The organism is Ralstonia sp. TCR112 (assembly GCF_007997035.1).
GTDB lineage: Bacteria > Pseudomonadota > Gammaproteobacteria > Burkholderiales > Burkholderiaceae > Ralstonia > Ralstonia edaphi.
The window spans coordinates 13,580-36,912 of record NZ_VOSS01000081.1 but is presented as its reverse complement, the minus strand read 5'-3'; the positions used below and the strand labels follow the sequence as shown (position 1 = coordinate 36,912).

Annotated in this window: 22 protein-coding genes and 2 pseudogenes; 6 read left to right on the top strand and 18 right to left on the bottom strand. The window is 64.8% G+C overall.

From position 1 onward, the window contains the following. From FUT88_RS19180 to FUT88_RS19165, 4 genes are all read right to left on the bottom strand, one after another. Window positions 1–1,506: efflux RND transporter permease subunit (locus tag FUT88_RS19180; RefSeq protein ID WP_147217486.1), on the bottom strand; the 1,506-nt coding region annotated here is incomplete at its 3' end. Window positions 1,507–1,508: 2 nt separating this feature from the next. Then, window positions 1,509–2,657: an efflux RND transporter periplasmic adaptor subunit gene (locus FUT88_RS19175; RefSeq protein ID WP_147217484.1), complete on the bottom strand. Its 1,149-nt coding sequence runs from the start codon at window positions 2,655–2,657 to the stop codon at window positions 1,509–1,511. Window positions 2,658–2,661: 4 nt separating this feature from the next. Further along, window positions 2,662–4,032, bottom strand: coding sequence for a TolC family protein (locus FUT88_RS19170; protein WP_186829338.1), 1,371 nt, complete (start codon window positions 4,030–4,032; stop codon window positions 2,662–2,664). A gap of 157 nt (window positions 4,033–4,189) precedes the next feature. Beyond that, the gene (locus tag FUT88_RS19165) at window positions 4,190–4,591 is read right to left on the bottom strand and encodes a MerR family transcriptional regulator (protein ID WP_051530863.1); all 402 of its coding nucleotides are present in this window, start codon (window positions 4,589–4,591) and stop codon (window positions 4,190–4,192) included. A gap of 97 nt (window positions 4,592–4,688) precedes the next feature. Here FUT88_RS19165 and FUT88_RS19160 point away from each other — a divergent pair, with 97 nt between their 5' ends. Beyond that, on the top strand, window positions 4,689–5,111 hold the full coding sequence (locus FUT88_RS19160; RefSeq protein ID WP_147217480.1) for a hypothetical protein: 423 nt from the start codon (window positions 4,689–4,691) through the stop codon (window positions 5,109–5,111). A gap of 13 nt (window positions 5,112–5,124) precedes the next feature. Here the strand turns inward: FUT88_RS19160 and FUT88_RS19155 are convergent, their stop codons facing one another. The 8 genes from FUT88_RS19155 to FUT88_RS19120 form a co-directional block, all read right to left on the bottom strand. Beyond that, on the bottom strand, window positions 5,125–5,541 hold the full coding sequence (locus FUT88_RS19155; protein WP_147217478.1) for a BON domain-containing protein: 417 nt from the start codon (window positions 5,539–5,541) through the stop codon (window positions 5,125–5,127). Between the two features lie 61 nt (window positions 5,542–5,602). After that, window positions 5,603–6,073, bottom strand: coding sequence for a DoxX family protein (locus tag FUT88_RS19150; RefSeq protein WP_147217476.1), 471 nt, complete (start codon window positions 6,071–6,073; stop codon window positions 5,603–5,605). Further along, window positions 6,070–6,828, bottom strand: a complete 759-nt coding sequence (locus FUT88_RS19145; RefSeq protein WP_147217474.1) for a DNA-binding domain-containing protein — start codon at window positions 6,826–6,828, stop codon at window positions 6,070–6,072. The genes FUT88_RS19150 and FUT88_RS19145 overlap by 4 nt, the downstream gene beginning before the upstream one ends. Next, window positions 6,815–7,681: a DUF692 domain-containing protein gene (locus tag FUT88_RS19140; protein ID WP_147217472.1), complete on the bottom strand. Its 867-nt coding sequence runs from the start codon at window positions 7,679–7,681 to the stop codon at window positions 6,815–6,817. Before FUT88_RS19140 ends, FUT88_RS19145 begins: the two co-directional genes overlap by 14 nt. Window positions 7,682–7,703: 22 nt before the next feature. Beyond that, window positions 7,704–7,970, bottom strand: a complete 267-nt coding sequence (locus tag FUT88_RS19135; protein ID WP_063394404.1) for a DUF2282 domain-containing protein — start codon at window positions 7,968–7,970, stop codon at window positions 7,704–7,706. 230 nt (window positions 7,971–8,200) lie between these two features. Beyond that, window positions 8,201–8,731, bottom strand: coding sequence for a DNA-binding protein (locus FUT88_RS19130; RefSeq protein WP_147217470.1), 531 nt, complete (start codon window positions 8,729–8,731; stop codon window positions 8,201–8,203). Window positions 8,732–8,853: 122 nt separating this feature from the next. Continuing rightward, window positions 8,854–9,114, bottom strand: coding sequence for an H-NS family nucleoid-associated regulatory protein (locus FUT88_RS19125; protein ID WP_147217468.1), 261 nt, complete (start codon window positions 9,112–9,114; stop codon window positions 8,854–8,856). 156 nt (window positions 9,115–9,270) lie between these two features. Next, window positions 9,271–10,173 (bottom strand): DMT family transporter, encoded by a 903-nt coding sequence (locus FUT88_RS19120; RefSeq protein ID WP_147217467.1) that lies wholly within the window; start codon window positions 10,171–10,173, stop codon window positions 9,271–9,273. Window positions 10,174–10,307: 134 nt separating this feature from the next. Between FUT88_RS19120 and FUT88_RS19115 the strand changes: the two genes are divergently transcribed. Then, on the top strand, window positions 10,308–10,760 hold the full coding sequence (locus FUT88_RS19115; protein WP_147217465.1) for an Lrp/AsnC family transcriptional regulator: 453 nt from the start codon (window positions 10,308–10,310) through the stop codon (window positions 10,758–10,760). Window positions 10,761–10,771: 11 nt separating this feature from the next. On the opposite strand, the gene FUT88_RS19110 is transcribed toward FUT88_RS19115, so the two are convergent. Further along, window positions 10,772–11,947, bottom strand: a complete 1,176-nt coding sequence (locus FUT88_RS19110; protein WP_147217463.1) for a cystathionine beta-lyase — start codon at window positions 11,945–11,947, stop codon at window positions 10,772–10,774. Window positions 11,948–12,057: 110 nt separating this feature from the next. Between FUT88_RS19110 and FUT88_RS19105 the strand changes: the two genes are divergently transcribed. Both FUT88_RS19105 and ggt read left to right on the top strand, forming a co-directional pair. Beyond that, window positions 12,058–12,534, top strand: a complete 477-nt coding sequence (locus FUT88_RS19105) for an Lrp/AsnC family transcriptional regulator (RefSeq protein ID WP_147217462.1) — start codon at window positions 12,058–12,060, stop codon at window positions 12,532–12,534. Window positions 12,535–12,678: 144 nt separating this feature from the next. Next, on the top strand, window positions 12,679–14,409 hold the full coding sequence (ggt, locus tag FUT88_RS19100) for a gamma-glutamyltransferase (protein WP_186829337.1): 1,731 nt from the start codon (window positions 12,679–12,681) through the stop codon (window positions 14,407–14,409). Window positions 14,410–14,484: 75 nt separating this feature from the next. Here the strand turns inward: ggt and FUT88_RS19095 are convergent, their stop codons facing one another. The 5 genes and pseudogenes from FUT88_RS19095 to FUT88_RS19075 form a co-directional block, all read right to left on the bottom strand. Further along, window positions 14,485–15,558, bottom strand: coding sequence for a 4-hydroxyphenylpyruvate dioxygenase family protein (locus FUT88_RS19095; RefSeq protein WP_147217460.1), 1,074 nt, complete (start codon window positions 15,556–15,558; stop codon window positions 14,485–14,487). Window positions 15,559–15,639: 81 nt separating this feature from the next. Continuing rightward, window positions 15,640–16,829: pseudogene (locus FUT88_RS19090) on the bottom strand (MFS transporter). 4 nt (window positions 16,830–16,833) lie between these two features. Beyond that, window positions 16,834–17,667 carry a shikimate dehydrogenase family protein gene (locus FUT88_RS19085; protein WP_147217458.1) on the bottom strand — a complete coding sequence of 278 codons (834 nt, stop codon included), beginning with the start codon at window positions 17,665–17,667 and terminating at the stop codon, window positions 16,834–16,836. A gap of 19 nt (window positions 17,668–17,686) precedes the next feature. Then, entirely contained in the window at window positions 17,687–19,072 is a 1,386-nt protein-coding gene (locus tag FUT88_RS19080) for an MFS transporter (RefSeq protein ID WP_147217456.1), read from the bottom strand. A 241-nt stretch (window positions 19,073–19,313) separates the two neighbouring features. Next, complete coding sequence (locus tag FUT88_RS19075; RefSeq protein ID WP_147217454.1) at window positions 19,314–20,081, bottom strand: IclR family transcriptional regulator C-terminal domain-containing protein; 768 nt, start codon at window positions 20,079–20,081, stop codon at window positions 19,314–19,316. A 130-nt stretch (window positions 20,082–20,211) separates the two neighbouring features. On the opposite strand from FUT88_RS19075, the gene FUT88_RS19070 reads away from it, so the two are divergent. Continuing rightward, a complete protein-coding gene (locus FUT88_RS19070; RefSeq protein ID WP_147217452.1) occupies window positions 20,212–22,098 on the top strand; it encodes a bifunctional sugar phosphate isomerase/epimerase/4-hydroxyphenylpyruvate dioxygenase family protein in 1,887 nt (628 codons plus the stop codon). A gap of 121 nt (window positions 22,099–22,219) precedes the next feature. After that, window positions 22,220–23,283 (top strand): annotated as a pseudogene (locus FUT88_RS19065) (porin). Window positions 23,284–23,333: the final 50 nt, after the last annotated feature.

The following is a 23,333-nucleotide window of genomic DNA, read 5'->3' as shown; positions in this document are numbered from 1 at the left end:
CGTGATGAACGCCGGCGAATGCGGATGCAGCGTCTTGCCGAAGACGAACGACGTGGTAGCCGGCACGAACGTCAGGCTCAGCACGATCGACGCCATGAGGGCAAAGCCCATCGTGAACGCCATCGGCTTGAAGATGATGCCTTCCACGCCGCCGATGAAGAACAGCGGCGAATACGCCACGATGATGATGCCGGTGGAAAAGATCATCGCGCGCTGCACTTCGCTGGTCGCTTTGACGATGGCGTCATCCAGCTTCTCGGCGCCTTCTTCCAGGTGCCGCATGATGTTTTCCATCACGATCACGGCCGCATCGACAATCACCCCAAAGTCGATCGCCCCGAGCGAAATCAAGTTGGCCGGCACATGGAAGTGCTCCATGCTGATGAACGACACGCACAGCGCCAGCGGAATCACCGCCGCCACCACGGCCGCCGCCCGGAAGTTGCCCAGGAAGACGAACAACACCGCTAGCACGAGGGAGATGCCCACCACCAGCGTGTGTTCGACCGTGCCCATGGTGATGTCGAGCAACACCTGGCGGTCATAGAACGGCTTGATCTGAACGCTCTTGGGCAGAATGCCGTTGTTCAGCTCCGCCACCTTCTCGCGCACCTTGGCGAGCACCTCGCTTGCGTTGGCGTCGCGCTTGAGCAGCACAATGCCTTCGACCACGTCGGGCTGGTCGTTGTATTGCACTTGGCCAAGGCGCTGCACGTTGCCGACTTCCACCTCGGCAATATCGCGCACGCGCACCGGCACGCCGTTGTTGGCGGCCACAACCACGTTGCGGATGTCGTCCACCGTCTGCAGCAGGCCGACGCCGCGCACGACGAACTGCTGCTCGCCGTCGCGCAGCAGGTTGCCGCCGGTGTTGTTGTTGGCGTTGCCGATGGCCGTGATGAGCTGCGACAGCGTGATGCCGTACGACTGCAGCTTCGCCGGCGACGGCACGATGTGGTACTCCTTCACCTTGCCGCCGAAGGAGCTGACATCGGCCACGCCCTGCACATGCTTCAGCTCTTTGGTGATGTCGTAGTCCTGGTAGCTCTTGAGCGTGGTGAGGTCCACGCCGTCGCCAACGAGGCGAAAGCGCATGATCTCGCCCGTGGCGTCCGAGTCGGGGCTCAGCGACGGCTGCACGCCAGGCGGCAGGTTGGCTGCGGCCACGTATTGCGCGAAGTTCTGCCGCGCCTTGAAGCTGTCGGTGCCTTCCTTGAACTTGAGCGTCACGACCGACAGGCCGAACAGCGATACCGAGCGGAACGACTGCACGTCGGGCACGCCGGCCAGCGCGTTTTCGATCGGGATGGTGATCTGCTGTTCGACTTCGGTTGTGCTGCGGCCCGGCCATTGCGTGATGGCCTGCACCGACAGCGGCGCCACGCCCGGATACGCCTGCAGCGGCAGTTCGCGGAAGGACAGCACGCCGGCCACCAGCAGCGCGATCGCCAGGAAGACGATCAGCAGCCGGCGCTTGAGGATGCCCGCGATGGGGTTGAAGCCCATGCCTACGCTCCTGCCTTGACGATCATCTCGTTGAGCAGCGCGGCGCCGCGTACTACCACCTGCGACGAAGCTTCAAGCCCGGCCGTCACGGCAAAGTTGCCGTCGGTGCCGGTGTCCTTGCCGTGCACTTCCACGCGCTTGAAGTGTGTGGCATCGCTCTGGACGATCACGAAGTAGCTGCCGTGGTCTTTCACCAGGGCGGACTTCGGCACCACCGTGGCCTGGCCGCTGCCGGTCTGGATGCGCGCCGTGGCGTACATCTCGGGGCGCAGCAGGCCGTCGGTGTTGGGCACGTCGCAGCGCACCGTCAAGGTGTGCGTGGCCGGGTCGATGTTCGGGGCAATGAAGCTCACGCGGCCTGTGAACTCGCGGTCCGGATACGCCGACGTGTGCAGCGAGATCGGCTGGCCGATGCGCACGCTGGCAATGTCGTTCTCATACACATTGCCCGTGAACCACAACACACGCGTATCGACGATGCTCATGAACGAGTCGCCCACGTTCAGGAAGGCGCCTGGGTCCATGTTGCGCTTGACGATCGTGCCCGAGATGGGCGCGCGCAGCGTCAGGTGTTCAGCGGGGGTGCCGCGCTTGGCAATCTGCGCGACATCGGCATCGGACATGCCCAGCACGTGCAGGCGGCCCGCGGCGGACTGTACCGTGGCGTCGGCATCGTCCTGCAGATCCTTCATGTTGGAACCCTTGAGCTGGCGAGCCGTATTCAGCGCCAGCAGGTATTCCTTCTGTGCGGAGATGAAATCCGGCGCGTACAGCTGGGCAATCGGCTGGCCCTCGCGCACCTGCGCACCTTCGAACAGGAGGATCTGGTCCAGCCGCCCGGCCACGCGCGCCGAGGCCAGCTTGGTGCGCTCGGCGTTGTAGGCGAGCTTGCCCGGCGTGGACAGTTCTACCGGCACGGAAAGCTGACCGACCTGCGCGACCTTCACCTGCTGGGGGTCGAAGCCGCCAGCCGGAATTTCAACGGAGTCGGGCTTCGGGCGCGACGCGGCAGCCGGCGCAGAGGCCGGACCTGCTGCAGGTTTCGCGGTCTCGGCCGGCACGGCGGCAGGCCACTTGCGTCCGACCACCACGCCCACGGCCAGGGCCGCTGCCAGGGCGATGACTGCAACAACGGGAGAGAACTTCTTCATGATGTTATTGAGCTTGAACCGGCGAGCGGCCGGTGGCCGCGAGCAGCGCGTGATAGGCCTGCAAGGCCGTGGCCTGCGCCTGCGCGACCGCCAGTTCGGCGTTCTTGAGCGCGCCCTGGGCAGTGAGCAGGTCGTTGAAATCGGCGTTGTTACTGGCGTAGTTGGTCATCGTGACGCGATACGCCGCCAGCGCCTGCGGCAGTTGCCGCTGCTTGTTGAAGTCGAGCTGCGCAAGCGTCTGGCGCAGCGTGTTGTAGGCGGTATCGACCGCCAATAACGTCTGCTGGCGCACCGACACGTCATTCGCCTCGGTGGCAATCTGGCTTTCCACCGCCTGGTTCACGCCGTACTTTTCCTTGGTCAGGAACCAGAACGGAATGATCACGTCCAGCTCGATCTGGTAGCTGTTCGGGCGCACGCCATATGGCGGGTTGTCGGTGGTGACGGTGGCGATGACCTGGAAATCGGGCAGGTACGCCTTGCGCGCCAGCGTCACGCTCTTGCGCGCGGCGTCCATCAGCTCGGCCGATGCCTTGATCGACGGGTGCTCGCGCAGCGCCTGGTTTTCCAGCTCGGGCAGCGGTTCCTCCGGCAGATGCACGGACTCGTCGTCAGCGCGCAGCACGAGCGGGAAGCTCGGCTCCTTGCCGATGAGCGTGTTCAGTGTCTGCAGCGTGGTGTCGTACTGGCGTTGTGCGGCAAACAGGTCGTTCTGCGCGCTGCTCTGCATGACCTGCGCGTTGAGGAAGTCGGCGTAGGCGGCGGCGTTGTTGGCGTAGCGCACCCGCGTGATCTGCTTGACCTGTTCCAGGCGCGTGATGGTCAGCTTCTGTACGTCGATCTGTTTCTGCAGCGCGATCGCCTGGTAGTACGTGGTGGAAAGCTGCGCGTAGAGCTGCAGGTACAGCGCGTCGTTTTGCGCGTTCAGCGATTCTGCCTGGCGATCGGCAATCTCGGCCGCCAGCGCTTTCTTGCCCGGAAACGGGATCTGCTGCGTCAGGTTGTACTGGCTGCCGCCTGCGCGGTTGACCGCCAGCGGGAATCCCTTGGGGATGCTGTTCCAGATGTAGCCGAGCTGCGGGTTGTTGGGCGACGCAAGCTGCGGCGGTATAGACTTGGCCGAGAGGTAGTTATGGCGTGCCTGGATCAGCTGCGGGTTATTGCCTTTCAGCTCCTGCAACAGTTCGACCAGGTTGAAGCCGGCGCCCGTCACGCCTAGCACGGAAGGCTTGATCGGCGGCATGGTCGCGACCGGCATGCTCGCCACAGCCGGGGCCGATGCCGGCGTGGCTGCCCAGGCAGCGGCAAATGGCAGGCAGGCCACCGCGCACAGCACGGCCCTTACCCGTGGATGGAACGCACCCCGATGTTTCACTGCAGCAGACTCCCCTTGAGACGGGAGCGTTTTTACCGACGCGATCTTTCAAGCGCCTTTCACGACTCAGCAAGCCGTCAGGGCGCTAGAAAACGCGCAAAAACGCGCCCTGCGGCGGCAGTCTGCGACAGTTATATGACAAGACATGATGGCCGTCTCAGGCCGGTGCAAGCGGGCATGCCATGCCGACGCGGGTCGCAAGTGCATCGCGCATGGCCTGAAGGCTGGCGATCCGGGCATCGATCGTGGCGAGTTTCTCGCGCAGCAACGCGGTGACGGCGGCATCGGTGTCGGGTTGCTGCCACACCTGTGCCATGCCTTCCTTAATTTCCGCCAGTGTGAAACCCAGCTGCTGGGCCGTGCGGACGTATTGCACCAGTTCCACGATTTCGGGCGGATAGGCGCGGTAGCCGTTGCTCCGGCGCCGCGCACGAATCAGCCCGCGTGCCTCGTAAAAGCGCAGGCCATCGCGTGAGACGCCAGTGGCGGCGGCCAGGTCGCCGATGGACAGGTCACCGGCATGCGCATTGGAAATGGGAGCGGGGAGGGCAGCAGGCATGGTGGTTTGGAACGGGGGATGCGGTCGGGGCTTGACCTTGGAGCGTACACCAAGCTTTACCGTGGCGGCTCCTTCACTTCACTTCTGGAGTTTCCCCATGGTTTCCGAATCGACCTTCCTGCGTATCGTGCGGGCCAGCGCCTGGTATGACCTGATCGTGACCGCCCCGTTTGCGACGCCGTGGACGTTCGCGCTGTTGCATCAGGCGCTCAGCGCATTGGCGCATGCGCTGGGCATCGGCAGCTTGCCGGCATTTGAGCCGACGCATCTGCTGATGGCCAATCTGATGGGGTCGGTGGTGTGCGTGTGGTCGGTGCTGCGTCTCCGACAGGCGAGTGTGGCGCTCGGCCGGTACGACGCCGTGGCGCGCTGGCTGTTTGCGACGTGGCAGGCATACGCACTGGCATCGGGCGCTACGCTGCTGGTGGTGCCGTTCCTGATCGCGGAGGTTGGCTTCGGGCTGCTGCAATCGCTGCCCGTGGGCCGCGTGCCCGGGCGAGCAAGCGCGCGGGCAGCGTAACCGCTTGCGTGGTTTAGCGCGCGGCCGGGGCGCTGGCCGGTGCCTCGGGGGGCAAGCCGGCCGGGATGAACGGGCCGCCGCCCAGCACCTGCATGCGCGAGAGCACGCGCAACTGGTTATCGAGCTTGGCCGAATCGACGAAGCGTTTGACGTCGTCGCCGGCTCGACGCGCCATCTCGGGGGTATCGACCCAGCCTGTCAGCGTGACCTTGCCGTCTGGGGTGGAACGGATGCGGATCTGGCGTGTGCTGAGCGCCGTGTCCTGATCCAGCGCCGCCTTGACCTGGTACGACAGCAGCGAGTCGTCGAGCATGTGTGCGCCGGTGCTGTTCGGGCTATCGCCCCACGCGCAAGCCGTAAGCAATGCTGCGGCGCCAATTGCAGCCAACACACCGGCCGAGGCTGCGAAGGACAACTGAGGGAAGCGCATCGATGCTCCTGAAGAGAGGGCGACAAGCTCACATGATAAGCCCGTCGCCCACGCAATCTGCTTAACGCGTCCGGCGCTGCCAGAGGGTCTGCGCCGCCAGCCAACCCGGTCCCACCGTTGCCACGAGCGCAATCAGCACGCCCCACACAAAATGAAATTCGATGGCCGATGCCGACAGATTGGCCCAGTACGAGGCCGCCGCCACCACGTTGACGAAGAACAGCCCGACAACCGCCAGCCGTGGCACGACGCCGGCCAGCATCAGAGAAGGGAAAACCAGTTCGCCGAACGTGCCGAGCGCTGCTGCCAGTGCGGGCGGCAACAGCGGCACCTTGTATTCCTCGGTGAAGAGCAGCACCGTCGTGTCCCAGTCGTGCAGCTTGGTCAGGCCGGAGCGGAAGAACACGTAAAAGAGATACGCCCGGGCGATCAACAGGATGACCGAACACAGCGTGCTTTGCGGACCGGCAAGCCGATCGAACGACGCGCGCAGGCGCGTAAGCGGGGCAAACGTCGTGGTGAGGGTGTTCATGGCGTCTCTCCAGTAGACGAGGTTGTTGGGCAGGCAGACAGTGCGAGCAGCCCCGAGCGATAGAGGCCGGACAGGCATGCAGTCAGATCAAAATCCGGCCGCTCGGCTAACGTGGTTTCGAGCGCCGCTTGAAGCGAAGTCTCAGCTTCGCAAGCGGCGAGGAACGTGGCGGTCGCAGGATCAAGATCGAGCACGGCAACGCGATGCCCGCGCACGGCAATCGCCGCGGCTTCTCCCACTCCAAGATTGATTTCATTGAGCGCGATGGTTGCGTCAGCCTGGTGCGCGCGCCAGATCGACACGACCGGCCACCGCGACGCCACCCACTGCGCACCGTTGGCCAGGCTTGCGCAGATGGTGTCTGCAGGCTGCGCGAGCAGCGTGGCGTCAGGGGCTTCAACGTGTGCGTCCGGGGCGTAATGCGCCCAATGCACGCACCATTCCAGTCGCGCCACATCGGCCAGATAGGGCACGCTCTGCGCCAATGGCGATTGCGCAATGACGTCCGGCAACGCATTCCCGTAGCGATGCAAATTCGGGGACGTAGATGCCTGCGCGGTCAGCGTGTCGCGCGCGAGCGCATCAAAGCAGTCGTCGCCGACGAGCGCGCGGCAGACGGGGTAGGCCCCCGCCAATGCGTTGCGCAGAATGGCCAGGCGCGCATTGCGGTAGATGGCGATGCCACGCGTTTCAGCGTCGCTTACGGAATGCGTCAGTGCGCCGACGAGGTGCGCTTCCCAGTCAGGCAGTCGCATGGCGTGGCTCCCGCATGACGTGGGCGTGGCGATTGAGTACCGCCTGGGCGCGTGCCGCTTCGTCCAGCAACACCTGCACGGGCGGCAGTTCAGCGTCCCATTCGATCAGCGTCGGGCGCGGGCCGTGCTTGGCAATCCACGCGTCGTACAACGCCCAGACGGGCGCATGGACGGGCGCGCTGTGCGTGTCGATCAGCATGCCGTCTTCCACGCTGAAGCCGGCCAGGTGAATCTCGCCGACCAGCGTTGGGTCGATGTCGGCGAGGACCGATTCGACCGTCACGCCGTGGTTCACGCTGTTGACGTACAGATTGTTCAGGTCCAGCAAGATGCCGCAGCCCGTACGTCGGGCGAGGGCGGTCAAGAATGCACCTTCGGAGACGGCGTCGTCGGCGTCGACCAGCGTGCGGCAGTCGATGTATGCAGCGATGTTCTCGATCAGCAGCGGCCGCTTGAGGATGTCCTGTGCGCGCATGACGTTGGCGCAGACGATGTCGAGCGATTCGCGGGAATAGGGCAGCGGCAGCAGATCGTTGACGACCTGTGCGCCGCTGCGGTTGAAGCACAGGTGCTCGGAAATCGCGGCAGGCGCAACGGCGTCCGCCAGGGCAGCGATGGCGCGAACGTGTTCGACGTCCAGCCCATCTGCGTTGCCAAGCCCCATGCCCACGCCGTGCAGGCTTACCGGCTGCTGCTCTCGCGCAGCCAGCAGCGCCGCACGTGCGGGGCCGCCATACAGATAGTTCTCGCTGTGCACTTCCGCCCACGGGAAGCGGGCTTCCCCGTGCAGCAGGGCGGGAAAGTGCGGCGCGCGCAGGCCTGCGCCGGCGCAAGGTGGCAGAGCGGTCTGCATGGCGGTCACCCGGCGTCGCGCGTTACTTCGATGGAGCCTGCATCGTGCCGCCCATCTGCGCGCAGGTGCCGGCCGGCACGTACTTCCACGACATCGGGTCTTTGTCGATCTTCGACTGGCCGGCGCAGGCGTGCGCGCTGCCGGGGCTGGCGCAATCGTTCTGGCCGGCCTTGGCCACGCCGTAGCACTTTTCCTTGCCGGCAGCGTCGGCGGCCTGCACCGGCGTCGACAGTGCGCCCAGCGCGAGCAGGCTACCCAGGGCGGCGGCGATCATGGCGTGTTGTTTCATGGGTGTTCTCCTTGATTGAGCAGGTGTCGTTGAACGGCTGGCAGGGCGAAATCCCTCGCCGTACGGTTCACTGCGGCATCGCGCAGAGGTGTTCCGTGCACCTTGGTCGGCGCATGGCAACGTTCCTGACACGGAGAGCAGAAATTTTTTCGAGTTTTTTTGGAGGCAGGTAAATCGGCAACAAAAAAGGCGACCCGGATGGGGCCGCCTTCAGGTCGAGCAGGAAAGATTTACTTGGCGTGCGCAGCGCGGGTGCGGGCTGCCTTCTTGGCGGCAGCGGATCGGCCGGCCGCGCCCTTGGTGGCGGCGCCCTTCTTGGCCGCCGCCGAGCGCTCACTGCTCGACCGCTTCGAAGCTGCGCTATGCGCCTGCTTGGACAGCGACGACTTGGACGCCGCCGAATGGCCTTCCTTCTTCAGCGTGCGCGTCGTGGTCTTGCTGCGTTTGGCCGTGGATTCCTTGCTCGCGCTGGCGTGGCTGCTTTTCTTGCCGCCAGTCTTGCTCCCGGCCTTGACGTCGTGTTCTGCCTTCTTGCGGGTGGCGGCCGACGCCTTGCCTTCCCCCGGCGGCTTGACGGCAACGCCAGAGCGGCGCGCCTTGGACAGCCCGATCGCAATGGCCTGCTTGGTGTTTTTCGCACCGTGCTTGCCTTCGCGGATGTGATCCATCTCTTCCTTCACGAAGTTGCCTGCCTGCGTTGAGGCGGCCTTGCCGTGGCGCTTGTCGGCGCGCGCACGTTCTACGGTCTTGCGTTCCGGCATGATGACGTCCTCCGTTGGGTTGGAGCGCCGGCCGGCAATGCAGTGGAACAACTCGCAGATCAGCAAACCGGCAGCGCTTACGCCAACAACCACGCAACCGGCGTACCTGCGCTGTCTGCGCGTCAGCCCACGCGGAAATGCTCGATGCTCTGTCCGGCGTTGACGGCGCGTTGCAGCCAGTCCGGCATGTCGCCCGAGCCGTCCCAGTGTTGGCCGTCGGCGCTCATGTAGACGGGGCCGAGGGGTGCGGGCGGCGGCGGTGGCGCGTCAAAGCAGCCATGCGCCTGCAGGTCTTCGACAGACAGGCCGTACATCTGCATTTGTTCCAGGATCCAGGCGATCGCGGTTTCGCGACCCGGCGCCGGCGGGTGACCTTCCTTCATCTTGTGCGTATCTTTGGGGTTTCTGTCCGCCGGCTGCCAAAGGGGGAGAGAGGCAGGCGCAGGGCGCGCCGGGCGCCGGCGGAAAACGCACAAGAATAACAGCAGTTGGGCCGCCCATTCGTGTTGCCGGTGGGGCGGCCTATTGCGCGTATTGCGTTATTTGGAGACGGCGGATTCGCTCCGCGCGCGCAGCCACCGATATGGCGACCACCCCAGATTCATACCAGCCGCCGCCAGCAGGATCGCCGCCGCGCCCAGGAATTGCGCCAGTTGCAATCGATGTCCGAACGCAACCATGTCCACGGCGATCGCAACGATCGGATAAATGAACGACAGCGACCCCGTCAGATGCGTCGGCAGCCGCTGGATGGCGCCATAGAGCAGGATGTACATCAACCCGGTGTGCACCACGCCCACCGTGACCAGCATCACCCACGCATGGGCATCGGCTGGCGGATGCGACAGGTTGGCCAGCGGCGCCAGCATCAGCACGCCCACGCACACCTGGATGAGCGCGATCAGGTGCGGCGGCGTTCCGGCCAGCTTCTTGATCAGCAGCGCGGCCACCGCGTAGGCAAACGCCGCGCCCAGCGCCATCGCAATGCCCGTCAGGTAATCCGTCCCAGCGCTGGCGGCCGGTCCCACCTGCACGATCAGCACCACGCCGATGAAGGCGATGGCCAGCCAGGTGAGCTTGGCTGCCGTCAGCTTTTCCGACAGAAACAGCGCGCCCAGCCCGACGAGCATGAAAGGCTGCGTGTTGTACACCGCCGTGGCAATCGAGATGGACGCGCGCGGATACGCCGCAAACAACAGCAGCCAGTTGATGACGATGGCCACGCCGCCCAGCGCGGCAATGCCGGCGCGCCGCCACGTGATCGCGCCGCGCAGCAGCCCCAGCCCTGCGCATACCACCAGCAGCGTCAGCGCGCCGAACACGCAGCGCCAGAACACAACGTCGGCCACGGGCTGGCCGGAGCGGACGACGAACCAGCCGATCGTCCCGGAAATGATCATGGCGGAGGTCATCTCGACCGTGCCGCGCGCCTTATTGTTCATGCGAACCACCTTGTGCGTTGGATGCAAGAAGGATCGCATGCGAAGAGGGCGACTCCCATTGCTTTTCTAAGGCAAAATTCACGTTGTTTTTCATGAAATAAGGCGAAACGCCTCAACCGATTGCGGAAGAGAAAATGAACGCGATTGACGCCCTGGACAAGCGCATTCTTGACGTCCTGTTGACCGATTCCCGCATCTCGCTCAAGCAGCTGGCCGAGCAGGTGGGACTGTCGTCCCCGAGCGTGTCGGAGCGCCTGCGCCGGCTGGAAGAACGCGGCGTGATCCGCAATTACACCGTCGACATCGACCCGACTGCGCTGGGCTACACGCTGCAGGCCATCGTGCGCGTGCGGCCCATGCCGGGCAAGCTGCATATCGTGCAGCAGCTAATCGAAGAGATTCCGGAGATCGGCGAATGCGACAAGGTCACCGGCGAGGATTGCTTCATCGCCCGCCTGTATGTGCGCTCGATCGATCAGCTCGATGAGATTCTCGATCGCGTGGCGTATCACGCCGAAACCAACACCGCCATCGTCAAGGCGCAAACGGTGAAGCGGCGCGCGCCGCCGTTTGCCGCGGTTGACTGACGTGCTGGCGGTTACGCCACGACGGGCTCCTGGATGCCTGCACGGGCCATGGCTTGCCGCAGATCGGCAATCAGGTCTTCCGGTGCTTCCAGCCCGACATTGAGCCGCACCAGGCGGCCGCGGTAGTGGCGGTTCGGCCGCGCCAAGTCCGGATAGGGCATCACGAGGCTGCTGGTGCCGCCCCAGCTCATGCCGATCCGGAACATGCGCAGCGCATCGATGAACGCGTTCACTTGGTCGGCAGAAACGCTTTCCTGGAATACCACCGAAAACACGCTCGTTGCGCCGGTAAAGTCGCGCTTCCAGAGTTCATGACCGGGGCATGATAGCAGCGCCGGATGCAGCACGGCGGCAATGCAATCCTGCAGATGGAGCCAGCGCGCTACCGCCAGCGTGGAGGCTTGCAGGCGCTCCAGCCGCAGCCCCAGCGTTTGCAGGCCACGCAGCGCCAGGCTGCAATCGTCGGGGGAGGTGCCCATGCCGAGGTCGGCAAACGCGCTGCCCACGCGCTCGAACATCGCTTCCGAATTGACCGAGACGGAGCCGAGCAACAGGTCGCTGTGGCCGCCCACGTACTTTGTCAGCGCTTGCACGCTGATATCCACGCCGTGCGCGAAGGCATCGAAATACACGCCCGCCGCATAGGTGTTGTCGAGCGCCACCGGCACGCCGCGCGCGTGCGCCGCGGCCACGATGGCCGGCACGTCCTGGATTTCCATCGTGACCGAGCCGGGGCTTTCGGTCCAAACCAGCGCGGTGTTCGCTTGGATGCGCCCCGCGATGCCGGCGCCGATGAGCGGGTCGTAGGTTTCGACTTCGATGCCCATGCGTTTGAGCAGGCCGGCAGCCATGCTGCGATTGGGCCCGTACGCGCTGAACGGCACCAGCGCGTGGCTGCCCGCGCCGCAGCAGGCCAGGTAGACGAGCGCGATGGCAGCCTGCCCGCCCGGGACGATAAAGCTGTGGCGTGCGCGCTCCAGTTGCGCAATCCGCGCCCCCAATTCAATGGCGGTTGGCGTGCCGTACAGGCCGTAGGTATAGCCGTACTGCGCATGGCGCCAATCGTCCACGACCTGCGCTGCGTTGTCGAACAGCACGGTTGAGCCGCGGTAGACGGGCGTCACCAACGAACGAAAGCCGCCAGGAGCGAGCATTTCGGGGCTGACGAGCTGGGATTGCCAATGCATTGGATGGCCTCTGCGAACGAAATGATGACGAAATCCTATATCACGTCGGCAGAGCAATTTCCGCTATTCTGCTCAGCCAGACGCAAAAATTTCTCGCCACAAGCCTGGCCATGGCCCCTCAGAAATCGCTCGAACTCGACGCCTTCGACATCGCCATCCTGAATGCGGTGCAGCGCTGCTACACCACGCCGCTGCGTGTGATCGGGGAGGAGGTCAATCTATCGACCGCAGCCGTGCAGCGGCGTATCAAGCGGATGGAGGAGGCGGGCATCATCGTCGGCAACGTGGCAGTGGTCGACCCCGAGCGGGTCGGCAAACCCATCACCGTGATCGTCGAGGTGCATGCCGAGCGCACGAATACCGCGGCGATGGTTGCGCTCAAGAAGGCGCTCTCCGGCCCCGAGGTGCAGCAGTGCTACTACGTAACGGGCGAGGCCGATTTCGTCCTGATCCTCAACGTAGCCACGATGACGGAGTACGAAGCCCTCGCGCGACGCCTGTTCGACGACAACGACAACATCAAGTGGTATCGCACGGCCGTGGTGCTCAACCGCGTGAAGGTCGGGCTCGAGGTGCCACTGGGTTAGCGATACGCGCCGTCCCACTGCTGGCGCGATGCGTCAATACGGGGATGAGGCTATAGTGCCCCAGCGCAGCGCCTGATAAGGTTCGCGCGCCATAACACGTACGCTGGCACGACCGGCGTCCATGAAGGTACCAAAGGAGCTCCTATGCAGAATCCAAGAACAGGCATGCGGTGGATCGCCGCCGCAATCGCATCGATCAGCATCACAACCGTCGCACACGCGGCGTCCGTCGCGCCCGTGGCCGCAGAGAACGGCATGGTCGTCTCGGCACAGCACCTGGCCAGCAAGGTCGGCGTGGAAGTGCTCAAGCGCGGCGGTAACGCGGTCGACGCTGCCGTGGCCGTGGGCTACGCCCTGGCCGTGGTCTATCCGGCTGCCGGCAACCTCGGTGGCGGCGGTTTCATGACCATCCAGCTGGCCGATGGCCGCAAGACCTTCCTCGACTTCCGTGAAGTCGCGCCGAAGGCTGCCACCGCCAACATGTACCTGGACAAGGACGGCAACGTCATCAAGGGCGCATCCACCAAGGGCCACCTGGCCGTGGGTGTGCCGGGCACCGTGTCGGGCATGGAATACGCCCGCCAGAAGTACGGCACCATGCAACGCGCTGCACTGATCGCGCCGTCCATCGCGCTGGCCGAGAAGGGTTTCACCCTCGATCAGGGCGACGTCGACATGCTGCATACGTCCACCAAGGACTTCCAGGAAGACGCCGCATCGGGCGCCATCTTCCTGAACAAGGGCCAGCCGTTCCAGGTGGGCGAGAAGCTCGTCCAGCGTGACCTGGCCAAGACGCTGCGCGAGATCAGCAACAAGGGCACCGACGGCTTCTACAAGGGCTGGGTCGGGCAGGCCATTGCTGCATCGAGCAAGGCCGGCGGTGGCCTGATCACGCAGGAAGACCTCGTCAGCTACAAGACGCGCGAACTGGCGCCGGTCGAGTGCGACTACCGTGGCTACCACGTGGTGTCGGCACCGCCCCCGAGTTCGGGCGGCGTGATCATCTGCGAAATGCTGAACATCCTGGAAGGCTATCCGCTCAAGGACCTGGGCTGGCATTCCGCGCAGGCGACGCATTACCAGATCGAAGCCATGCGCCACGCCTATGTGGACCGCAACAGCTACCTGGGCGACCCGGACTTCGTGAAGAACCCGCTGGACCGTCTGCTGAGCAAGGACTACGCAGCCAAGATCCGTGCCGTGATCGACCCGAAGAAGGCGGGCGTGTCGAAGGACATCAAGCCGGGCGTCGAGCCGCATGAAGGCAGCAACACGACGCACTACTCGATTGCCGACAAGTACGGCAACGCGGTGTCGGTCACGTACACGCTCAACGACTGGTTCGGCGCGAAGGTCACGGCCGCCAAGACGGGCGTGATCCTGAACGACGAGATGGACGACTTCACCGCCAAGGTCGGCGTGCCGAACCTGTACGGCCTGGTGCAGGGCGAGGCCAACTCGATCGCCCCGGGCAAGCGTCCGCTGTCGTCGATGAGCCCGACCATCGTCACCAAGGACGGCAAGCCCGTCATGGTGGTGGGTACGCCGGGCGGCAGCCGCATCATCACCGCCGTCATGCTCACCATGATCAACGCGATCGACTACGGCATGAATGTGCAGGAAGCCGTCGACATGCCGCGCTTCCATCAGCAATGGCTGCCGGATGTGACCAACGTCGAGCCGTATGCGCTGTCGGAAGATACGCGCAAGATCCTGACGTCGATGGGCCATAACCTGGGTGCGCCGCAGCCGGCCAACCATCTGGCGGCGATCATCGTCGGTGCGCCGTCGCTGGGTGGCAAGCCGGTCGGCAACAACCGCTTCTATGGCGCGAATGATCCGCGTCGCAACACAGGGCTGGCAGCTGGTTATTGATCGGCATTGCAGCACCCGCAGTACGAAGAAAGCCCGCCAAGTTTCGGCGGGCTTTTTCTTTGCGACGTTCCGGGGTCAGGCCGCCGCCGTCAACACCGGCAGGTTGCCTTCGCCAAACCCGTGGTGCCCGCGCCGCTGCACGATTTCGAAGAAGATCTCGCCCGGATGACGCTTGATGAAGGTCTGCAGGAACAGTTTCGGCACGCCGTCGACGATTTCGCCGTCGACGAGGATGCCGTATCGGCGCAATGCTTCCAGGTCCAATCCATGGCCGGGCAGTCGCGCGTCGACGGTGTCGTAGTAGTGCGCGGGTGGCTCGACGAAGGTGAGGCCGTTGGCGGCAAGCGCGGTGGCGGTGCGCAGGATGTCGTCGGTGGCCAGCGCAATGTGCTGCACGCCTTCGCCGGGGTGGTCGGGCAGGTAGGCGTGCATGAGGTGGGCGCGGTGCGTGCCTTCCTCATAGAGCGGGATGCGGATCATGCCGCACGACGACACCATCACGCGCGAATCGGCCGCGACGTGCCAGTTGGCGTGCAGCTCGTGGATTTCGCTGAAGCCGAGCTGATTGCGGTAGAAGTCGATCCAATCCTGCAGGCGGCCGGGGCCGACGGTCTGCGTCAGGTGGTCGACGCGCGCCAGGCCGACGCCGGCGTGGTGCCAGTCCTCATACGCGGTGGCGGCATCCAGCGGCCGGAAGTCGATGTCGTAGATGGAGATGTCGCCCAGGCCGCCCCGAGTACCGTGCTTGCCGCGCCAGCGGTCGACAAAATACAGGTGCGTATCGCCCACGCCCTGGATGGCCGGTATTACCAGCTCGCTCGGGCCGATCGGCTCGGCCTCGGCCGGCCATGCGCCCAGTTCGACGGCGCGGTTGTAGGCGTGCTGGGCATCGTCGACGCGGATACCGATGGCGCAGATGCCGACGCCATACTCCTCGGCCCAGCGGTGCGCAAAGGAATCGGCCTCAGCGTTGACGAGGAAGTTCATGTCGCCTTGCCGGTACAGTGTGACGTCCTTGCTGACGTGCCGCGCGATGGCCTTGAAGCCCAGCGATGCGAACACCTGGCCGAGCGCTGCCGGCGCTTGCGTGGCGAACTCGATGAACTCCAAGCCGGCGGTCTTGAATGGCAGGTCGGCGTTGCGGCTCATGGTCAAACTCCTGTGGCTGAAGCAAAGAATGCAGACACCGCATTGTGTACCACGCGCGTGGCAATGCGCATCTCGCAGTCGCTATGCGGCAGCGCTTTGTGGATTCGGCTGGCTCTTCAACTTCGGCAGCCAAAGGAACGCAATGGACGCCAGCACGGTGCCGGCAAGCATCATCGGCACCACCATGGGCCAGGCACCGAGGGTGTGCGATGCGTCGTCAAAGGACGCGGCGGTCTGCCCCAGGCAGAAGGCTGCCAGCATCATGATGAAACCCGACCATGACACGGCACGCCCGGCAAGATGTGGCAGCTCGCCCACCGCGCCCGCCTGGCCGCAAGGTTGGTGAATGCCGTGGCCCATGCAATAGACGCCGTGCCCGAGCAGCAGCGGCCACGCGTGCCCGGGAAGGAGCCAGCAGCCCAAGCCCTGGATGCCGGCGCCGATCAGGCTGAGCGTTGCGCCTTGCTGCACCGTCCGCACAAGGCTTTGGCGCCTCAGCAGGCGCCGGCACCCGGTTGTGCTGAGGATATAGACGAGCGAGCCGCCGGCCGGTATCCAGCCATACAGCTCGGGGGACAGGCCGAGGTAGGCGATGTAGACCATCGGCGAGAGCAGCAGGAAGCAGAAGATGCCGGCATAGGTCGAGGCCGCGAGCAGTCCCCAGGCGCGAAAATCCGCGCTGGAAAAAATCTCGCGCACGCTGCCCGCCTGGGTGTGCGTTTCCTGCCGGGTTTCGGCAAAGCCGTACCAGCACATCGCCCAGAGCACGAGTGCATAGAAGCTCATGCCCGCCAGTACCCAGCGCCAACCTGCGTGTTGCGCGACAAAGGCGCCGATGATCGGGGCCATCAACGCCACGAAGCCCAGCCCCGTCAGACCACGCGCCATGACGTGCGGACCATCGCGTGCGGGGTGCAGGTCGCGTACGGCAGCGCGCGCGCACACCAGGATGGCGGCCATCGAGAAACCTTGTACGGCGCGTGCGGCGGTCAACATGGAGGCGGTCGTCGCCAGCGCGCCGGCCAGCGCACCCATGGCATAGCACGCGAGCCCGATCAGCAACACCTGACGCCGGCCAAACCGATCTGCCAGGCTTCCCATCGGCAGCTGCCCAATGCCAAAGGCCAGCGCGAAGACCGTGAGGCTCGTGCTGGCCGATCCCAGCGTCTGCGCAATGGCTGGCAGGGCGGGGAGGTAACTGTCGTCGCGACCGGCTGCGCCGATAGCAATAGCGGCAGCAGCAGGGCAAAGCTCAGAGGGCGACGCGTCATCGGGTCAGTAGGCGATGGCGGCGCTGCGCCGCAGTTCATCTGCGGTGGCGGTGCCGAAGCCGAAGAACTCCAGATACGCGGGAATCATCTCGAACAGCATGTCGGTGCCGACCTGGACGTCGCAACCCTTGTCGAGCGCCGCACGCAGCAGCGGCGTGTACTCGGATTTCATGACGACCTCGCCGACAAAGCAGCTCGGCGCGATGCGGGCCACGTCGAAGGGCAGTGGATCGTCTTCCTTCATGCCGACTGGCGTGGCGTTGACGACCACATCGAAGCCGTCCGGATCATTCGAACCGGTGCGCACCATCAGCGCGGGGTAGTGCTCGCGCAGACGTCGGCCCAGCGATTCAGCCGATTCTGCGCGGGTGTCATACAGGGCCAGCTCGCCCACCCCCGCAGCGGCCAACGACGCCGCAATCGCCGAGCCGACACCACCGGCTCCCGAGAGCAGCACACGCGCGCCTTCGAGCTGGCGTCCCTTGCGCTGCACGCCGCGCACGAAGCCGGCACCGTCGAACTGGTCGCCCAGCAACGTGCCGTCATCGCGCTTGAGGACCGCATTGCAGGCGCCCGCAATACGCACGGCGGGCGTGACTTCATCGACCAGATCCACCGTCGTCACCTTGTGCGGCATGGTGATGAGGGCACCGCGCAGGTTGGTGAAACGGCAGATCGATTCGAAGCTCTGCGCGTAGTCCTCCGCCTTGACCCCCATGGGCACCACAACGGCATCGATGCCTTTTTGCTCGAACCAGGGGTTGTAGATCATCGGCGACTTGAATGTCTCGGTCGGGTAGCCGATGTGGGCGATGAGGGTGGTTTTTCCAGAAATCATGGTTCAGGAGAAGCGTGTTTCAGGCGGCCAAGGCTCCGGCCCGCTGGCGGGCATATTCGGCCTTGTCGACGGGTTGGGCGGCTGGCTGGCCCAGGTCGTCCATATGGATGCGATACGTCTCGCGTGCGGTCATGGCGGCCACGGCGGAAATCACCGTTACGCCAAAGGCAATGACGCCCACGGTCAGCCAGATGTTGGCGGCTCCCGGCGGCGCCACAGCGGTGAAGAGGGCCGGCAGCATGGCGGTGATGGCCGTGCCCACGTTCTGCGAAATCGCCATGGCCGACACACGGGTGCGCGTCGGGAACAGTTCCGGATAGAAGCTTGGGAAGACCGCGTTGTAGCCCTGATAGACGACGCCCCACATCAGGATCGACATGACAAACGCGAACGGCACGTTCTTGATGCTGATGGCGTACAGGTAGGCAAACGCGAGCACGCCAGCGAGCAGCGAACCGATCACGATCGGCGGCTTGCGGCCAATGCGGTCGGACAGGTCGCCAACATACGGAATGACGAGCACCGCAACGATGTTGCCCACGACCGGAATCCACAGGTAGATGTCCTTGGCGAAGCCGATGCCGTACGCCGGCTGCACGGCATAGGCCGCGCCAAAGATGGTCGCCACCACCGGAATCACGTTCATCAGCGCCATGCAGACCACGCGCAGCATGTCCGGCATGCTGTATTTGAAAGCGTCGATCACGGGCGAGCGCGGGCGGCCTTGTTGCTGCTGCTCAGCGGTAAAGGCCGGGGTTTCGTGCACTTCGCGGCGGATGACGTAGCCGGCGATGATGACCACGAAGCTCAGCAGGAACGGAATGCGCCAGCCCCACGCGTTGAACTGGTCGGCCGGCATGTAGTGGGCAAGGGGCAGGAACACGGCGGCCGCCAGGATCTGGCCCGCCTGCACGCCTTGCAGCGTAAAGCTCGCGTAGAAGCCGCGCCGGCCAAAAGGTGCATGCTCCAGGATCATCGAGCTGGCGCCCGAGATTTCGCCAGCCACGGCAAAGCCCTGGATCAGGCGCATGATCACCAGCAGTGTCGGCGCCCACAGGCCGACTTGGTCATACGTGGGCAGCAGGCCCACGCCAATGGTCGAAAAGCCCATCAGGAACATGCACCAGAGCAGCACGCTCTTGCGCCCGTGCGTGTCGCCCAGATGGCCGAGCACGAATGCACCGATGGGTCGCGCGATGTAACCCACCCCGTACGTCGCCAGCGAGGCGATGATGGCCGTCTTGGGGTCGCCCTTGGGGAAGAAAATCTGCGGGAAGATCAACGCCGCTGCGGTGGCGTAGATGAAGAAGTCGTAGTACTCGAGCGCCGAGCCGATCCAGCCGCTGGCGGCGGCTTTTTTCGACTGGTGCTTGCCCAGGGGCTCGTGGGCAGGGGCTGCGGTCATGGTGGTCTCCGGGTTTTATCTGTGCGGCCTATCGTGCAATTCGCGTGATTCGTTCGATGAAGGGCCGTCTGTACACGCAACGCAGCGTAGTCCGCCCGCGGGGCGGCGCACAAGCAATTGCCGATTGCATTCGTTCGATAATCGCACAACATGGTGCGAATAACGTACGACTCAAGGGTTTCTCCGAGTCCGTACCTGTGTCAAAGCATGGCGTTCGGGGATAACGAGGGGACGTGGCCGGCTACAGCACGCGCATGATCGACAGGGCCGTGTCCTGCAGCACCTGCAGCACGCGTTGCAATGCATGCTCCGTGGTTTCTTCACCGACTTGCATGTTCACGCTGAGTGCGGCGATCACGTTGCCATGCCGATCGCGCAGCGGTACCGCGACCCCGCGCACACCAATCTGCAGCTGCTGCTCGACCACGGCGTAGTCCTGCCGGGCAGCTTTGCGGATTTCATCGAACAGGCGGTCCCGCTGCAGGATCGTGTAGGGCGTATAGGGCGTCAGCACACAGGTTTCCAGCCACGCCTTGACCTTCTGCTCGGGTTGCGCGGCCAGCATCATTACGCCGGCCGAGGCCAGCGGCGCCGGCACGCGCGCACCCAGCACGAAGCCCGTGCTCATGACTCGGCTCGTGCTGGTGCGCGAGATGAAGACGAGCTCCCAATCGTCCAGCACGCTCAGGTACGCCACCTCGCCGACGGCGGCCGTCACCTGCTGCAGGAACGGCTGCACCGTGCGCGGCAGGCGGGCCGAATCGAAGTACGACCAGCCCACCTTCAGCACGCGCGGCGTCAGGCTGAAGAGCGTCCCTTCGCTGGTGAGATAGCCCAGATGCTCCAGCGTCAGGAGGTAGCGGCGCGCGGCGGTGCGGGTCAGGCCCGTCAGCTCGGCGGCCTGGGTGGGCGTCAGCCGCGGGTGCTCGTGGTCGAACGCCTCCAGGATCGCGAGCCCTTTTTCCAGCCCGGCGATCCAGTCGCGCCGGTTCAGCGGTTCCTTCGTCATGGCGATAACCCTAAAAACGAGCGATATGTGCGCACGATTGTACGATCATCGCACGCTGTTGCGCGAATGCCGCTTGTGAGCGCGGGGTGTGCCCACCTACGCTGCGGGCATCGTCAGACAACGCATCGCCATGAATTCGCCCCGCGCAGCACGCCATCCCAAATGCATTGCCACCGTCTGCCTGTCCGGCACGCTGCCTGAAAAGCTGGAAGCGGCGGCCGCAGCTGGTTTTGATGGCATCGAGATCTTCGAAAACGATCTGCTGAACTTCGACGGCTCGCCGGCCCGCGTGCGGCAGATGGCGGCCGACCTTGGGCTGGCGATCCTGCTGTACCAGCCGTTCCGCGATTTCGAGGCCATGCCGCATGAGCTGTTCGCCCGAAATCTCGCCCGCGCCGAGCGCAAGTTCGACGTGATGACCGAGCTGGGCGTCGAGATGGTGCTGGTCTGCAGCAACGTGCAGGAGTTCGCCATCGACGATCCGGCGCGCGCGGCGGACGACCTGCGGCAGATGGCAGACGCAGCGGCGCGGCGCGGGCTGCGCGTAGGTTATGAGGCCCTGGCCTGGGGGCGCCACACGCGAACCTGGCGCCAGGCGTGGCAGATCGTACGGCAGGCTGACCACCCTGCGCTGGGGCTGATTCTCGACAGCTTCCATACGCTCTCGCTGGGCGACTCCCTGGAGGGTCTCAGCGATGTGCCGGCAGACAAGCTCTTCTTTGTGCAGTTTGCGGATGCCCCGAAATTGTCGATGGACGTGCTGTCCTGGAGCCGGCATCACCGCAACTTCCCGGGGCAGGGCGATCTGGCGGTGACGGACTTTGCGCGCGATTTGCTTGCCGCGGGCTATACGGGGCCGCTGTCGCTGGAAGTCTTCAATGACGAATTCCGCTCGGCGCCCGCGCGGCTGACCGCGCTGGACGGCATGCGTTCGCTGCTCTGGCTGGAGTCCGAAGCTGGCGGTGCGGAGCTGCCGGCGGCGGCCCGGTTTGAAGGCGTGGATTTCCTGGAGTTTGCGGTGGATGCCGCGGCGGGCCGGGAGCTTGAAGCGCGCCTGCGTGCGCTGGGTTTCGCCTTTGCCGGACACCACCGCTCCAAGGCCGTTGACCTGTATCGGCAAGGCCGCGTCAACGTGATCCTGAACATGGAGCAGGACAGCGCGGCGTCTGAACATTTCGAGTTGCACGGGCCGTCTGTCTGTGCGATTGGCCTGAAGGTGGACGACGCCGAACGCGCGATGGCACGTGCACGTGTACTGTGCGCCCAGGAATGGCGCGGGCCGGTGGGGCCTGCCGAACGCAGCATTCCGGCCCTGCGCGCCCCCGACGGTACGCTGCTCTATCTAATCGATGACCGCCAGGCGGATCGCAGCATCTACGAGAGCGATTTCGTTCTGCAGCCTGACGTGCCGGACGATGCAGCGGGATTGGCATCGATTGACCACGTTGCGCAGGCACTGCCGGCACATCGGCTCGACAGCTTCGTGCTGTTCTACCGGGCCATCTTCGGCATGCAGGCCGAAGGCGTGCAGGAGATTGCCGACCCGTACGGTCTCGTGAAGAGCCGGGCCATGGTGAGCCCCGATCGCAACGTGCGGATTCCGCTCAGCGTGTCGGAAAGCGGGCGTACGGCCACCGGCCGGTTCATTGCCGCCTACGCGGGCTCGGGCGTGCATCACATTGCCTTGCGCACCGAGCGGCTGTTCGAAACCATTGAAGCCATCGACCGCGGTGCCGCACGTCTGCAGCACGTGCCGGAGAACTACTACGACGACGTCGCTGCCCGGCTCGGGCTCGACGATGCACTGGTCACGCGCCTGCACGACGACGGCCTGCTCTACGACCGCGACCCGCACGGCGATTTTCTGCACACCTACACCGAACCGTTTCGCGAGCGCTTCTTCTTCGAGCTTGTCCAGCGCAACGGCTACCTCGGCTACGGCGCCGCAAACGCCGCCGTGCGCATGGCGGTGCAGGCGCAACTGAGCCGAGGCGCCACCACTGCGGCTGACCACTGAGTCACGAGAATTCTGGCGCTCACGGTTGTGCGGCCGTGCGCGCTATCCACGCAACACCGCGGTTGCCCGGACAGCCGTCGCACATCCATACCCATCACACCAAAGAGGAGACAAGGGAGCCATGAACAAGACAATGATTGCCGCATTGGTGCTCGGAGCCACGAGCGTGCCAGCGGCAGCGCAAACCGCGAGCGGTGTCACGCTCTATGGGCTGATCGACACCACGATCCGCTACAGCACGCACGAAAACGCGGCAGGCAACAGCAATCTGCAGATGATGGACGGCGTGCTGACCGGCAGCCGCTGGGGCCTGCGCGGCACCGAAGATCTGGGCGGCGGCACCAAGGCCATGTTCATCCTCGAATCGGGCTTCTTCCCCGATACCGGCGGCAGCCAGCAGGGCGGACGTCTGTTTGGGCGCACCGCGGTGGTGGGCCTGGAGGGCGACTACGGCAAGCTGTACCTGGGACGCCAATACACGCTGGCGCATGAAGTGCTGTCTTCGTATGAGGCGATGGCGTTCGCCAACAACTCCATCGTCGGCTATCAAGGCGGCAACTACACCGGCCTGCGTTACGACAACACGGTCAAATACATCAAGTCGTTCGGCGCCTGCAGCTTGCCGGCGCATGGACGTTTGGCGAGGCGGCTGGCAGCTTCAGCAAGAGTTCGGCCGGCGCCGGCTCGATCGTCTACAGCATGGGGCCGGCTGAAGTGGGCGCCGTGTACCAGGTCACGCGCGATGTGTCATCGGCGTTCTTCGGGGCGGTGCCGGCAGCGCAGGCCAGCAAGCAGACGGTCTGGGGTTTTGGCGGCAAGCTCGATACGTCGATTGCCACGTGGTACCTCGGCTATACGAACAGCCGTCTCGACGTGGCCGACTACAAGAACCAGGCCGCCTATGTTGGTGCAAAGGTGCCGATCTCCGGCGCACTGAGCTTCATCGGCACCGTGCAGTACGACTGGATGAAACATCTTGATGCCAGCGGTAAGCGCCTGACCACCGCTGGCATGCTCGACTACGCCTTCAGCAAGCGCACCGACGTCTACGCCGAAGTGGACTACACCCGCCTGCAGGGCGCCTGGGTTGCCCTGAACAGCGCGGCCGCATTCAACAATTCGGGCAACACGTATGGCAACAACTCGCGGTTGGGCGTGATGCTGGGCGTGCGGCACAAGTTCTGATCGCTTGGTTCATTCCCGCAATGAAAAAAAGCCCGCCAGTGTTCCGGCGG

What these genes read in the sequence shown, in the direction of transcription:
- FUT88_RS19175 (WP_147217484.1), bottom strand. Translation starts at nt 2,657, where the DNA reads ATGAAGAAGTTCTCTCCCGTTGTTGCAGTCATCGCCCTGGCAGCGGCC.
- FUT88_RS19165 (WP_051530863.1), bottom strand. Translation starts at nt 4,591, where the DNA reads ATGCCTGCTGCCCTCCCCGCTCCCATTTCCAATGCGCATGCCGGTGAC.
- FUT88_RS19160 (WP_147217480.1), top strand. Translation starts at nt 4,689, where the DNA reads ATGGTTTCCGAATCGACCTTCCTGCGTATCGTGCGGGCCAGCGCCTGG.
- FUT88_RS19155 (WP_147217478.1), bottom strand. Translation starts at nt 5,541, where the DNA reads ATGCGCTTCCCTCAGTTGTCCTTCGCAGCCTCGGCCGGTGTGTTGGCT.
- FUT88_RS19150 (WP_147217476.1), bottom strand. Translation starts at nt 6,073, where the DNA reads ATGAACACCCTCACCACGACGTTTGCCCCGCTTACGCGCCTGCGCGCG.
- FUT88_RS19145 (WP_147217474.1), bottom strand. Translation starts at nt 6,828, where the DNA reads ATGCGACTGCCTGACTGGGAAGCGCACCTCGTCGGCGCACTGACGCAT.
- FUT88_RS19140 (WP_147217472.1), bottom strand. Translation starts at nt 7,681, where the DNA reads ATGCAGACCGCTCTGCCACCTTGCGCCGGCGCAGGCCTGCGCGCGCCG.
- FUT88_RS19135 (WP_063394404.1), bottom strand. Translation starts at nt 7,970, where the DNA reads ATGAAACAACACGCCATGATCGCCGCCGCCCTGGGTAGCCTGCTCGCG.
- FUT88_RS19130 (WP_147217470.1), bottom strand. Translation starts at nt 8,731, where the DNA reads ATGCCGGAACGCAAGACCGTAGAACGTGCGCGCGCCGACAAGCGCCAC.
- FUT88_RS19125 (WP_147217468.1), bottom strand. Translation starts at nt 9,114, where the DNA reads ATGAAGGAAGGTCACCCGCCGGCGCCGGGTCGCGAAACCGCGATCGCC.
- FUT88_RS19120 (WP_147217467.1), bottom strand. Translation starts at nt 10,173, where the DNA reads ATGAACAATAAGGCGCGCGGCACGGTCGAGATGACCTCCGCCATGATC.
- FUT88_RS19115 (WP_147217465.1), top strand. Translation starts at nt 10,308, where the DNA reads ATGAACGCGATTGACGCCCTGGACAAGCGCATTCTTGACGTCCTGTTG.
- FUT88_RS19110 (WP_147217463.1), bottom strand. Translation starts at nt 11,947, where the DNA reads ATGCATTGGCAATCCCAGCTCGTCAGCCCCGAAATGCTCGCTCCTGGC.
- FUT88_RS19105 (WP_147217462.1), top strand. Translation starts at nt 12,058, where the DNA reads ATGGCCCCTCAGAAATCGCTCGAACTCGACGCCTTCGACATCGCCATC.
- ggt (WP_186829337.1), top strand. Translation starts at nt 12,679, where the DNA reads ATGCAGAATCCAAGAACAGGCATGCGGTGGATCGCCGCCGCAATCGCA.
- FUT88_RS19095 (WP_147217460.1), bottom strand. Translation starts at nt 15,558, where the DNA reads ATGAGCCGCAACGCCGACCTGCCATTCAAGACCGCCGGCTTGGAGTTC.
- FUT88_RS19085 (WP_147217458.1), bottom strand. Translation starts at nt 17,667, where the DNA reads ATGATTTCTGGAAAAACCACCCTCATCGCCCACATCGGCTACCCGACC.
- FUT88_RS19080 (WP_147217456.1), bottom strand. Translation starts at nt 19,072, where the DNA reads ATGACCGCAGCCCCTGCCCACGAGCCCCTGGGCAAGCACCAGTCGAAA.
- FUT88_RS19075 (WP_147217454.1), bottom strand. Translation starts at nt 20,081, where the DNA reads ATGACGAAGGAACCGCTGAACCGGCGCGACTGGATCGCCGGGCTGGAA.
- FUT88_RS19070 (WP_147217452.1), top strand. Translation starts at nt 20,212, where the DNA reads ATGAATTCGCCCCGCGCAGCACGCCATCCCAAATGCATTGCCACCGTC.